We start from the raw sequence: 13,656 nt of genomic DNA, 5'->3' as shown, positions 1-13,656 counted from the left end.
CAAAAAATTGCAGCGCGCCGCCTGGCCACCTTAAGGTCTGGCTAGCGCATGTGGCAGTGGCGCATGTTCGCACCAGGCCTTCAAATTCTCATTTAACGCCTCAAAACAAGGCAACAGATGGCGCACGATATAGCTATTCCAGACTAGCGGCACCAAGATACCGCGGAATAGTTCGTACTGGCGCACACGGGTTCGCCCGTCCGGTAGCCTGAGCAACTCGAAACGATGATCGCCATCGATCAATCCACGCACATGAAAATGGCCGAGCCAGTAAAAAGCTTTTGCTGCCTCATCAATCTTCGTAAGCTTGACACGGTACTGCTGGAAACCCTTGCCGGAAATATGCATGTGCACCGTCACCACTTCATTCAATCGGCATGACCCGTCGACTTGATAGATAAATGGATTCCATTCTCCGTATTTAGACAGATCAAGCAAAGCCTCCCAGACCTGCGAGATTGGGGCATTGACGTCCACTTGCGTGTTCAGTTGCTTCATAGTTCTCAGGGAATCCAAAATGCTGCGCTTGACCAAGCGGGCAAAGTCACGACTTGATATTTGCCATAGAACCGCTTCCAAGCGCCAGCGGTCGCAGGGCAGCATGACTTCATGGCGGACATAGCGCCCTGTTTATTGCAACCAGGACTTCAGTTCAACGTAAAAAGGGAGAAGGGGCATTTGCCCCTTCTCCCTAAGTTCCGTCAAACGAGCGAATTACCACCCGTATGCAAGCAACGAAGCCTTCTTAGGCAGCCTTACGACGACGCGCTGTAAAGCCAACACCGGCCAAAGCGAAACCAACCAAAGCCAGCGAACCTGGCTCAGGCACAGCAGCTACAAACGAGGTCAAACCGGTAGTTTGCAACAAGATGTCGCAATGCCCTAAAGTTGTCACACCAGCCTGAGTCTGGCCACCCAAATTACAAGGGCCAGTCGTTGAGGAACCAGTCGACATATTAACCCGCTTGTTGCCAGCCTCGAGTGTGAAACGAGGAACATGGCCAACAACCTGGGACCAAGGGTTACCAACATTAAAAGGAGCGCCGACGCCCACATTCTGATTCATATCCAAGGTCAAACCAGACACATTACTCAAAAAGAATGCGTTATTCTGATACGTAACATCAACATCGATATTATTATTACCAGTACCTTGATGTGTCTTAGTGCCAGGAGCAGTATCATTGCCGGCACTGGTATCCAAATTCGTCAGCGGGGAACCATTTGCGATGGTCGTGTCGTTAAACGAGCCATCCAAACGGGTCAGATCACCCGAAAGAATCAGAGTGGCGCCACCTTCAGTGCCATAGTTAGCCCCAGTGTTGTTGTTGCCGTAAAATCCCAAACCAGGACCCGTTGTTGCGTCCTGGTAGTAAAAATTGATCGTGCTTTTCAATCCCAAACTCGCTGGCGCCAGCGAAAACGCAGCGCTAGCCGTGCCGATACCCGTGGCCACTTCCCAGAAGTCTGCTTGATAGGTAATTTCGCGCTGACCCGAATACGAAGCGTTTGAGCCATCAGTGAGCGTAAAAGCCGACAACCTAGCCTGAGCCACCGTATGCAGCAATTGGCCATATTTTGTACTGCCATCAGGGTTTGTCCCAATCGGCACAAAGGTCCGATTTGCCATCGTTGACTGTGCGTCAATGATCACAGCGTTACCAGCCTGCCAGACCATATCGGTGAAAGAAATGTTGCTGCCACCAGCGCCCATGGCAAACGACACAGCTGCCGAAGCAGACCCACCAACAAACGTGGCAGCAACTGCAGCCAAAGAAACCAAAGTACGTTTAAACATAAAACTACTCCTAAGTATTGGAGAAATGAAAAAGGCCCTACGATTCCATGCAAGCAACAACCATGCCAATTGAAGATGAAATTTATCTAAGTCGTTGTTTCATAAGAATAAAAAAAACAAAAACACAAAAGACTCGCGTCGAGAGCAGAACACAACGACATCATCTGTAAAGAATTCCGACACTTTGCCGCCAGTTTTCGCAAGCCCTTGGTTACGCATTTACCCCTAACGAGCGAGAACCCGCCCTCGCCCTATCCAGCCAGATGAGGTGATCAAGGCTGCGCTCAAGCGGCATTGCCGAACTGCTCGCGCTAAGCAGAAATTTCAACAAGATCGACCGACTATTGGGTGGCCACACGCAAAAGCCCCGCCACCTCTGCCTGATTGCCATACCGATCACCCAAACTCTTCAACTTCTCAAGCTCGACAACAGCCTTCTTCTTATCATTCATGGCCATGTAAATTTTTGCCAAATTCAATCGATATTCCGGGATATTTGGAGACAGTGCAATCGCCGAGTTTTCAGCCGCTAAGGCTTCTTTATATTTGCGCTCATCAAGCAAAGCCAATGCATAGGTATCCAAACTGGCCGAATGCTTCGGAGCCAAAGCCACGGCTGTTGCCGCCATAGCGGCCGCCCCCCCCTTTTTTTGTTGCAGCATTAACCACGCAATATTATTCATCACCTGAAAATTTTTGGCGTCTATGGCCAGAGCTTTGCGATAAAGCCCTTCCGCCTCAGAAAACCCCCCTCGCATCAGTGCTTGGTCACCAGCAAAGATCAAGAATGCCAGATCTTTCGGATGATCATTGACCCATCCAAGCACAAAGCTCTGTTGATCCTCAATGCGATTTGCCTGCCCGTACGCTTCGACCAAGGCCTTAGGTAAGCGGGAAGTATTACTTTTCTTCAATCCAACCTTGTAGATTGCAATTGCTTCAGAGTATTTTTTCTGCACAACAAAAATATCACCCTCCAGCAAGAAACCAATAGCTTCACCGGGCAACTGCCGCTGGACCTCTCTAGCGCTTTGGAGCGCATCAGCCGGCTGGTTTTCCCTCATTGCCACCGTAATCAATCCAATTCTTGCATCCAAATTTTTAGGATCAACCTCCAGAGCGCTCTTCAAAACTTTCTTGACTGAATCGTTTTCCTTCATCGCCGAATACACGTCAGCCATGCGGAGATACGGTTTTACAGACTGCGGCTGCAAACTTGCCAGCTTCTTGAAGGTACTCAAGGACTGATTCCACTCAGACATATTCATTTGCGCAAAGCCCAAAGTATCCAAAAGTTCCAAGCTATCGGGCACCGCTACTACACCGGCCTGAGCAGCAGCTAACGCGCCTTTGAAATCATTTTTCATTCTCAGATTTGAAATCAAGGCCACTCTGGCAACTGGGTCCGATGGATTACCACGCACAGCGTCATTGAGTACTGCGGTCACAACATCATCCGAAGCCCCCTGTAGTTTCTTTAGGTTTGCCAATGACAATAACGCCATGACATGCTTTGGATTGGCGTTGGTAAATCTTTCCAGTCGTTCAACCGCATGTTTGAGTTCTCCGCCCCGCAACTCCATGTCAGTCAGCGCCGCAATGGCAGGATAATAATATTTGTCTTTAGTCAGCGCGAGCTCGAAACTCTTGCGCGCCGCACCCAGGTCACCTTGTCGTTCCTGAACCTTGCCACGCAATGCAGGCGGCGTCGGGCGGTCCGGCATTTTTCGCTCATAATTACCAATTGCCTCCAGCGCAAGCGCCCATTCTTTCCGCCCAAGTCTGGCATTAATCAGAGCCAAATCCGCGAATTCACCCTTGTCGCTCGCGGCGATCGAACTCAAGTCCTCAAAACCTAAGCTCTCTTTTTTCCCGCCCAAGCGCGTCATCGCAAGGGCCGTCATGATCTTTACGTCCCCAGGCTTGGTCATGTTTGCCTGCTGGAAAAATTCTTCCGCCCTGATTTGATCGCCTTGCTGAACATAGGCTTCTGCCGCCAGCGACATCGTTTCGGCGGCAACCGGGGATTGAGCAAGCAATGGCTTCAAGACATCAAGCGACTTCGAAGCTCGACCCGAACGAAGATACACCTGAGCCAAAGTCCTGCGCACGCTGGGCGAATCAGGGTTCAAGCTAAGCGCTTTTAAAAAATGTGCTTCTGCTTCTGACAATGAGCCAAGTTTCATTTCTACTGCACCGGCAAACTGCAATAATTTCGTGCTATCTGGCCAAATTCTTAATAACGCCGAAATTTGTTCCCTGGCACTCTTGTAATTCTCTTCAATAAATGCAAATTGAGCCGAATAAAATTTCGTCTGGAACCTATTGGGTGCGACCTTCATCAAATCCGAAAAATGTTTCTTTGCAGCCACAATGTTATTTTGACTAAAGTAAATAGCCATTAAAGCATCGTTCGCCGTCATATCATTTTTTCTTAACTTAAGAACATCCCGGTATAACGCCTCTGAAATACTTATGTCTTTAGATAAGTAAGGGCTTATTTCGGCCTTGATCAACATCGCATCCGCATCACCAGGATTTTTCAGCAATATCGAATCAATCAAATGCTCGGATTCTTCGAATTTCTCCTCCCCCGCCAAAATTCTGGCCTTCACCAATAGCGCAGGAATAAAATCAGGTGTCTTAAGCAATATTGACTCAATTAAGTCATTGGCCCGTACATTGTCGTTCTGTGCTGCGTAAGCCATCGCCAACGTTGATTTCAAATTATTCGCGGCCAAAGCATCAGCAAGTTGAAGACTCCCAAATTCATCGGTCAAACGTCTAAAATTGCGCATATCAAACATAGCTTTGGCAAGCGCCGGAACAACCTCGCTGTCAGGGTGAGCCAAATCCATAGCCTTGCGCAATTCAATCTCCGCTGAAATTAAATCTCCGGTTGCGTACAGAGAGGCGCCCAACAAATAGCGTGCCTCTGCAGAATTTTTGTTTGTTTGAAGTACGTTTTTGGTTTTAATAACCGCTTCAGAATATTTTTCTTGACCGTAGCTCTTTCTAGCTGAAGCAATCAACTCCTGCTCACTTGCCCCGGTACATGCCGAAAGAAAAATAGCGACAACAAGAAAAAAATTTCGCACGTTACAGTCCTTGTATTTTTAACATTTAAATGGGCCTAGGGTTTTCTTGAAAAGGCCCCAAAATCTTTTCACTTCAATCACCTAAGCGGTATACCTGGCAAGCAATTGAGTAAACTGTTGAGCGGAGTTTAGCAAATTGAAATCGAGTGCCAGTGCTGAAGTTTTAAATTTAAAATAGCTCCCACCTTGGAGAATCGAAATTACCTTTCTAGCTCCAGATCGCGAGAACTCCCCCGCCCGCATGCCAATACCCGCACCGCTCCGCTTAATTCCACTCATATTCATCACCTGATCAAGGTTGGAGCAAATACCGAGAACCGGCACCCCTTGTTGCAGCGCTTGATGTGTCGTCGGGCTGCCACCATTGCAAATGACCAGACTAGCCGCCGCAGCGGCCAAGTCGCCGGGCAAAAATGGCGCCGTGAATACCCAGGGTGAATCGCTGGTATATTGCCCCCTGCCGGCCGTGGCCACCAGGCAAAGCAACCCCTCCTCCAGGCAGGCCGCCACGATTTCGGGTAAAAGATCAACACTCCCGGTTGAACCCAAGGTGATATAGGCTCTCGGCCGCTCAATCGCCATGGCCTCGGCCCACCAAGCCGGCAGCGCCATTGACGGCGACCAAACGATTGGCCCGATGTAATGATGCGTCGGCGGAAGATTGGCCGTCGCAGGCACCAAGCCCGGCGTATCCGAATACATCACCACATCCCCATCCCCGTAATACTCGCGTATCGAGCGATAAGGTTTGAAGCCATATTTCTTCCGCACCCGGTTAATGGGGATGCAGTGGAGCCGACTCGCGAACGGCCAAACCAAGCGGAACACTCGATCAAAAATGGGAAAGCCAATAATTTTTGCCGCCGGCAGGTCCGGCGCATGCATACGCTGGTCCGCCGCAAACGCACTCCAATAGGCGTTGCAAATGATGAACAAAGGAACCTTCAGCAGGCGCGCGGCAATTGCCAAGGAGAGCCTGAAATCCCCCACGACGGCATCCGGCCGAACCGCTTCCAACATTCTGATGTCCGCCGCCACATAGGCCGCCAACTCATGCTCCGTATAAACCGGTTGACCTTTCGCCAATCGCTGCATAAAAAGCTCCGGCGAGATACTCTCCACCGGATAAGTTTGCCAGTCGGAGTTTTCGGTGCATATCTTGAACTGCTCGTTACTGGCGAAAACAACTTCGTATTTTTCCCGGTCGAGCGACCGGGCCAAAATACTTGGCCGAGCCACATGCGCGAGCGAAACAGCTTCTGCGACAAAAAGTATTTTTTTCACTAAATTCTACTCAAAACAATTTTTCAAAACTTGGCTCGGGTACCGCACAAGTTCTGTGCCGCAGGCAAGCGAATTCAAGGCCCAAGCAGTCGAATCACGGCAGCAGCGGGGATCGCGTAGCTGATACCCGATGGGTGGCTCAACACCGACTCCTTCGTGCCCTTTAACAACACCATATTTATAACGCCAACCACCTCGCCGGTCTCGATGTCAAATACCGGCCCACCACTATTGCCTGGATAGGCCGTGCCATCCAATTGCATGATATTGAATGTACCGGAACGTATTTGTGAAATATTTCTGGCATTCAAGCTGCTGCCCGTCGGGGCCGGCAAGGCCACCGGCGTCAGCGCAGAAACCATCGCACGGTGCGCAACATGAGAAAACCCCAAAGCGCCGGCAATGGGAAAACCCATGAACACAACCGCCGTCCCCTCAGGAACAACCACCGCTTTCAAAGGCAGAGGATTCAAGGGCGCACCCGCAATATCCATCACAGCCAAATCACTAGGCCTATCAAGACTTACATGCTCAACTTTGCGGCTGACCCAATCACCCGATTCACCTTTGATACGGATAACCAGAACTCTCGCTCCGCTACTGTCCGTATCCGGAATAACATGCGCATTGGTAACAATTCGCCTGCCATCGGCGACCGCAAAACCCGTGCCACGGAAAGTAAAGCGCGGACTGTCCAATTCGCCGTAAGTTCCCACCAACACCACCGATGGCTTAACCCTGCGAATCAGCTCGGGTATATTTTCGAAATTGGCCGCCCGCACTTGTGCGGTTATCAACGCCAACAAGCAGCCAAACACCACAAAACCAAGAAATTCTAACCCGCGGTGTTTTCTCACCTGAGATCCCCGGTCGTGATACCAACTTCCAAGGAAGCGACGCATTGTCGCCAAGTACTATCGGAATCATTCACCTTGAAGCCATAAAAAGTACCGGCCTCTGATTCCCGAACTCGAACAGACCTGACCTTGACGGTCGAACGCTCCAGTAAACCCAGATCAATTTCGGCAATACCGTCAATCTCCAAGGGCAACTGCAATTTACACTCCGCCTGGAAGCCCGATATTGAAATTTCAATGACTTCAATAACGAAGTTTCTTTTCTCGCCGGCCACCGTGATAGTCAAGCTTCCCGGGCAGCGAATCGAATACCGTTGGTGCTTACGCAAAGGATGCCCGTGGTCAACCGAGCCTTTTAGCATCGGCAATATTCCCCGATACTCCGCCAAATCATAAATCGACCACAACAGCGTTTTATTTCTATCATCCAAATCATTAAAAACGGATGATTCAGTATTGAAAAAATAATCCAACAACTCCGGCGTCATGACCGGATCATTGGTGATGTGATATTTTCTTTCAGGCCATTTTATGTTTTTAAATACTATTTCATAGAAGTAAGCATAAAGATTTTTTCTTTTTGGCCGCCCCTTAAAACCTTGCAGAAGGAATCCGGGCAACTCCCTCAAATCCAAAGTAGCACCCACCGCAGGAGCGCCATTGGCAAAATCGTATTCCTCAACCGCAGACTCCTGCAACCTCGTAAAATACAATATAGATTCGTAAAATTCAATCTTATTCGGATTAACCGCAATAACCAGATGTCGCGTTTCAAAGAAATTAACGCAATATTCTCGCATGAACTTCATCAAGGGGAAAAATATGGCACCACCGGTTTTCCGAAAATCCGGATGAACCGCCAACGCAGATATTTCTGCAATCCGCCCGCCCTTGGCCCTAACTTTTGCCAAATCAAAAACGGACTGCAATGGAAATCCAAAAACACCCTCTCTAATCATTGAAATCGTGCCCACGATCTTCCCATCGTATTTCGCACAAATGGTTGTTGTCGTGGGCAGCGCATGATATTTTGTTATCCTCATCCCCGAAGGATGAGGTTGCATAAAGCCGCTGGAAACATAGGCATCATGCAGAATTCGGAAACAACCAGTCAATTCTTCTTTAGTTTCGGCGATCTTCAATTCCAGCCGCATATCCGGAACCGGATCGAAATCCACCATCCGGCGATACAGTGGATATCTAAAATCCGTCGGCAGCTTTCCGAACAACAAACGTGTATATTGGTGAATTAATTTTTTAAAACTACGCCTTTTAATTTCACTCATTTCACCACCGCCTCTTATAAAACTGAACCCATCTGTTTTTTTGAAAATGCGGCCACAAGTTCATCACAGCATTCAGAAAAATTTCAAAACACAAACGAATGCAGTTTTTTACACTACTTAATTTTAAGTTTTTCGAGCAAATCATAGAGGGTCGGGCGACTAACTCCCAACAAATCTGCCGCCTTGGCAATACTGCCATCGACGCGGGCCAATGCAGTCACCACAGCCAGTCGCTCCGCCTGTTCTCGCACCAAACGTAAATCCAGTGAATTCGCTTCCTCATCAACCTTTTCGGCATTGACCCTCAAGCCCAAATCTGCCGCGCTCACACGCTCACCATCGGCCATGATGCAGGCCCGCTTGAGCAAGTTCTGTAACTCACGCACATTGCCTGGCCAAGAATGAGCCTCAATCGCGTGCAAGGCATCAGTTGCCAGGGTGAAAACGGAGCGACGTTGTTCGCCCGCGTAGCGCCGCAAAAAAGCATGCGCCAAAAGCACTGCATCTCCGGTGCGCTCGCGCAATGGCGGGATATCCACAACAATCTCCGCCAATCGGTAATACAAATCCTCCCGAAACCGGCCTTCACTGATCTGACCTTTTAGATCTTGATGTGTCGCCCCGACGATCCGCACATCAATCGGGATTTCTTGCCTGCCGCCTACGCGCTCGATCGTGCGCTCTTGCAAGAATCGCAAGAGCTTGGCCTGCAAACTCATAGGAAGGTCGCCAATTTCGTCCAGCATCAAGGTGCCGCCATTGGCCGTTTCGATTTTTCCGAGGGTGGTTTTGCTGGCGCCGGTGAAAGCACCTTTTTCATAGCCGAACAACTCGCTTTCCAGCAAGTTCTCGGGAATGGCCGCGCAGTTGATCGCCACAAAACGCCCTTTGCGCTTTGACGCTTCATGCAGCCCTTGCGCCAGCACCTCCTTGCCGGTGCCACTCTCGCCAAGTAACAGCACAGTCGCGTCGCTGGGTGCCACCTTCTCGATGGTTCGGCAGATTTTCAACATGCCGGCATCGCGTGTGATCAAACCGCCCAACGCATCGCTTCGGTGCAGGTTTTGCAGCCGTTGATTTTCTTTTTGCAGCTCGTATAGACGGTAGGCGCGCTCAACGGACAAGCTCAACACATCCGGATCAACCGGCTTGGCCAAAAAATCGTAAGCGCCCATGCGGATGGCCCGCAAGGCATTGTCTTGATCGTTCTGCCCGGTCAATACGATGACCTTCACGCCAGGATCAAGCTCAAGCAACTTCTCCAGGCATTTGAAACCCTCGGTCACCGAATCCTGATCGGGCGGCAGCCCCAAGTCCATGGTGACTACCGCCGGGCTGTGGCGACGAAACTGCAAGACAGCGCTGGCGACATCGTCGGCCACAACCGACTCAAAGCGATCCAGCGACCATTTCAACTGCTTTTGCAGGGCCAGGTCGTCCTCAACTATCAGCAAGGGTTGCTGACGCTCCAGGCCGCTGCTGCCACTATTGTTGTTGGTATTGCTACTACTACTGCTCATTCAATATTCGCTACCGTAATCCGTCTGTGGCGTGGAACAAGGGCAACAGAATCCTGACCGTTGTGCCTCTATCCGGCTTGCTGTCAACAGTGATCTTGCCCCCGAGTTCCTGTAAATATTGGTAGCTCTCATAAGCCCCAATCCCCATCCCGCTCGCCTTGGTCGTTTGAAACGGTTTGAACAAACGCTGTTGAATAAACTCCTCGCTCATCCCGCAACCGCTGTCGGCAACCTCAACCTGTGCATGACTGCCGACCCGCTCCAAACTCAGCACCACCGCGCTGTCGGCCTCCGACGCATCAAAGGCATTTTGCACAACATGCCCGATAACCCGCTCGATGCGCTCATCATGCCCCCTGGTGCTGAGCGGTGAACTCAGCCGCAGATCAAGCTGACGCCCCTTGCTGATGGCTGCAGTGGCGAGCCGTTTGGCAATGACCTCAAGATCAACGCCGCTAGACATGCCGTGAGGTTTCTCTCCATCGCGCAACTGCAGCATCAGCTGGCGCATTTTCTCCAAAGAATTCTCCACAGTATCCAGCATATCCTGCTGGAATTCGGGGTTATCTTTGAGCCGCTTTGCGTTCTTCATCATCAGCGAGAGTTGAGTGACGATATTCTTCAGATCGTGTACAACAAAAGCCGACATACGGTTGAAGGCCTCGAACTTTTTAGCCTCCAAAAGAGCCTCGGCCGCCTGCATCTGAGCGAGGTAGCCGGAGGCCTGACTGCTGGCCGTTTTCAATAGATCGCGCACTTCCCAGTCGAGTTCAATATCGGCCCTGGGCCGGCCCAGCAATACGAAACCCAGGATGCTATCCCCCACCATAAGCGGAATAAGCCAGCAATAACGTTTGTCTTCAAGCAGCCACGCGGGGGCGGCGAAACCCTTGTAGTCGGATGCACCCTGCCGCACTTGGTCTAGATCGATGATCCAGGTCCGCTCCTGCAAGAAATTGCAAAAACCTGCCGCCATCGCTTCCACGCCGCCGAAGGGAGGGGCGTTCCAGCGCGCTGCCTGGGAAAACTCGCCGCTGCTCCCTTGTTGCAGCCACAGCGCTCCCGCCGGGCTCTCGACCAGGTTGGCCAAGGACCGGACCACTGTTTCCCCCATCAACTGGGGCGATGCGCCGGATGACAAGGTCGCGGTGAAGCGCAGCCACTCCTCCCGGTAGTCATAGCGATAGCTGAAGAAGTTCTTGCCGATATAGACCTTCAACTGCGACCGGATAGAGCCCGAAAACACCAGCAGGGCCAAACCTATCAACGCCACGAACACCAGCGCCATTTGAAGCGCCCTACCCCATTCCCCGCCGGTATAGCGGACGTAATAACCCAAAGCGGATATCAGCAGCAGGTACAAGCCCACCAGCATCAAAGTGGCCGAGTGGAAAACCGCCGTGCGTGAGACATGCAACTTCTCCAGCCAATCGGTATGGCGCCGGGAGGCCAAAAACAGCAAGGGCAAGGCCGCGCAATGGGCCAGCGTTCGCACGCTCAAGGCGTCTCCGTCGAACTCGTGAAACAAAGCCGCTTGTGAGTAGACAAAGACGTCAAAGGCGAAGATAGCGGCAAGCCCGAGGCACACCGGCTTGGCATTCCAGCGCGAATCGCCCGAGGAATTACGCAGCAATTGCTCCACCAATATCAAACCGACGACCGCGAGCCCGAGTGCCGTGAAGGCCGATGCTCGCGCCAGGTTCACGCTCAAATCGCTATTGAATTCACGCAGCACCAGCATCAGCAAGGAGCCGGCGAGTGATGCGTAGGCCAGATCGGCAAAACGAGGCGGCCGCCATGCGCTGCCCTGGTCCTGCTTGGGCTGCAACAGCAACAATACAAACCAGAACCAGCAGGCATAACGCAACCAATCAGCCGCCGGGATCAACCAGTCGGCCGCCACCGGCCACAAATGCAACTTTGCCGCCGCGCTGAAGCTGGCCCACAAAGCACTGCCGACCAAGGCGGCCAAGAATACAAAGGAGAGTAAGTTGGCGGGCGACGTGCGGCGCAACCACACGCGCGACGCGAAATAGAGTGCGAACGCCATATAGGCCAGCGCCGCCAAGCCATCACCCAACAAATTCAGTTTCAATACACCAAAGTTCATCGCGCATTGAACCACGGTCGCGCAAAACAAAAAATCGGCAATAACGCCGATTTTTTATATGTTCAATTGAGCTTGCTATTTCAGCGCGCGCCCTTGCCCGTCAAAACCACGGCCACCGTCTCGAACATGATCAACATATCAAGAAAGAGCGAATTGTTTTTGACGTAATACAGATCGTATTGCAGCTTCTCAATCGATTCTTCGACCGTTGATCCGTACTCGCAGCGGACCTGCGCCCAGCCCGTGACACCCGGCTTGACGCTGTGACGAACGGCGAAATAGGGGATCTTGCTGACCAGGTCATCGACAAAGTACTGCCGCTCTGGCCTCGGCCCAACCAAGCTCATATCGCCAACCAACACATTCAGTAACTGGGGCAATTCATCGATGCGGACCTTGCGAATGAAACGGCCCACGCGCGTGATCCGGTCATCATTGACGGTCGCCCAACGTGGCTTGCCGTCTTTTTCAGCATCGGTTCGCATGCTGCGAAATTTGATGACCTTGAAAGTTTTGCCGTTCAAGCCCACACGCTCTTGCCGGTAGAACACCGGACCGGCGGACTCCATCTTGATCATGATTGCGGCAACGACCATGATAGGCAGCGAGACTATAAAAATAGCTGCCGAGAACACAATGTCAAACACCCGCTTGATCGCAGTGCGAATGCTGCCTTGATTGAACCCGTCACCGAAGATCAGCCAACCCGCATTGACATGGCTAATCTTGATCTGAGCCAAGGTCTTCTCGAAGTGGGTTGCAATGTCCACCACTCGAATGCCATAAAGCTTGCAGTCAAGCAGTTGCCGCAACGGCATCGAACCACCACGCCGCTCGGACAAGGCCACCACGATTTCATCGACGCCAAGGCTGCGAGCCGTTTCGGTCAAAGATCCACGTGAGTCGATCATCTCGGCCAATGGCACCTCTGGATTCTCTTCATTGGGGCCAGCCAAATAGCCAACGATCTGCGCGTGTGGATCCGCTTCTTTCAAGGTTTGACCAACCGTGCGGGCAACAGCACCGGAGCCAAAAATCAGAATGCGCGTACGCAGCCGAGACTGGGCGCCGGAATGAGCCGCATAGACCCGATGCACCATCACCGCAGCCACAGCAGCCATAGCGGCCATGGTGACCAATTCACGATGACCCGTCGCCAGCGGCAACAAACTGAAAATAGCATATGCCAAGGGCAAGCCAAACATCAAACCCAGCAAAGCACGGGCACAAGACTCGGTGATGGACCGATTGTGCACATGCTGGTAGAGGCCACTGGCCGAATTGATGACGAACATGCAGCCGGCGAGCGAAAGACCATGTGACGCCACAAAGGGAATAACCGACGAAGCCGAATCACCTTGACTCAGCACGACGGCAACCACGGCAAACAGGATCAACCCAAGGTCGAACAAGACGTGAAGCAATGTCTGTCTATGCAAGTAGTGGCTAAAGATTCGTACCATTTCATTCCCCGATCCCAAAGATTCAATGCACTGCCCGATCGGCGGCTGACTAGAAGCCCCCCCCCGCACCTTCCTAGATTGAGCAACTGAGTCGCAACACCTGTTACGAAAACCGAGCTCAATTCAGGACTCGCACCAACATATCCAAACGCATCTCGATCGCGGGCACATGATGCCTGCACAAGAGCGTCTTGAAAGCCCCCCATTTGAAGGGGGGGCCGAAGTGTAAAAGTCAGAGTC

General features: G+C 51.6%; 9 protein-coding genes. All 9 read right to left on the bottom strand.

Annotated elements, in window-relative coordinates:
- Positions 1-30 precede the first annotated feature (30 nt).
- Entirely contained in the window at positions 31-603 is a 573-nt protein-coding gene (locus LNV07_RS11565; protein WP_263571320.1) for an SRPBCC domain-containing protein, read from the bottom strand.
- A gap of 142 nt (positions 604-745) precedes the next feature.
- Positions 746-1,798, bottom strand: coding sequence for a PEP-CTERM sorting domain-containing protein (locus LNV07_RS11560; protein ID WP_263571319.1), 1,053 nt, complete (start codon positions 1,796-1,798; stop codon positions 746-748).
- A 341-nt stretch (positions 1,799-2,139) separates the two neighbouring features.
- Positions 2,140-4,896 (bottom strand): XrtA/PEP-CTERM system TPR-repeat protein PrsT, encoded by a 2,757-nt coding sequence (gene prsT / locus LNV07_RS11555; RefSeq protein WP_263571318.1) that lies wholly within the window; start codon positions 4,894-4,896, stop codon positions 2,140-2,142.
- Between the two features lie 81 nt (positions 4,897-4,977).
- The gene (locus tag LNV07_RS11550; RefSeq protein WP_263571317.1) at positions 4,978-6,180 is read right to left on the bottom strand and encodes a glycosyltransferase; all 1,203 of its coding nucleotides are present in this window, start codon (positions 6,178-6,180) and stop codon (positions 4,978-4,980) included.
- Positions 6,181-6,254: 74 nt separating this feature from the next.
- Positions 6,255-7,037 carry a S1 family peptidase gene (locus LNV07_RS11545; RefSeq protein ID WP_263571316.1) on the bottom strand — a complete coding sequence of 261 codons (783 nt, stop codon included), beginning with the start codon at positions 7,035-7,037 and terminating at the stop codon, positions 6,255-6,257.
- Entirely contained in the window at positions 7,034-8,323 is a 1,290-nt protein-coding gene (locus tag LNV07_RS11540) for a GNAT family N-acetyltransferase (protein ID WP_263571315.1), read from the bottom strand. Before LNV07_RS11540 ends, LNV07_RS11545 begins: the two co-directional genes overlap by 4 nt.
- Positions 8,324-8,436: 113 nt before the next feature.
- Positions 8,437-9,843, bottom strand: a complete 1,407-nt coding sequence (gene prsR, locus LNV07_RS11535) for a PEP-CTERM-box response regulator transcription factor (RefSeq protein ID WP_263571314.1) — start codon at positions 9,841-9,843, stop codon at positions 8,437-8,439.
- Positions 9,844-9,853: 10 nt separating this feature from the next.
- Positions 9,854-11,953 carry an XrtA/PEP-CTERM system histidine kinase PrsK gene (prsK, locus tag LNV07_RS11530; RefSeq protein ID WP_263571313.1) on the bottom strand — a complete coding sequence of 700 codons (2,100 nt, stop codon included), beginning with the start codon at positions 11,951-11,953 and terminating at the stop codon, positions 9,854-9,856.
- 80 nt (positions 11,954-12,033) lie between these two features.
- The gene (locus LNV07_RS11525) at positions 12,034-13,485 is read right to left on the bottom strand and encodes a TIGR03013 family XrtA/PEP-CTERM system glycosyltransferase (RefSeq protein WP_263571312.1); all 1,452 of its coding nucleotides are present in this window, start codon (positions 13,483-13,485) and stop codon (positions 12,034-12,036) included.
- Between the last annotated feature and the right edge of the window lie 171 nt (positions 13,486-13,656).

The organism is Roseateles oligotrophus (assembly GCF_025717515.1).
GTDB classification, from domain to species: domain Bacteria; phylum Pseudomonadota; class Gammaproteobacteria; order Burkholderiales; family Burkholderiaceae_C; genus Paucibacter_A; species Paucibacter_A oligotrophus.
This window is presented reverse-complemented; position numbering and strand designations above follow the sequence as displayed.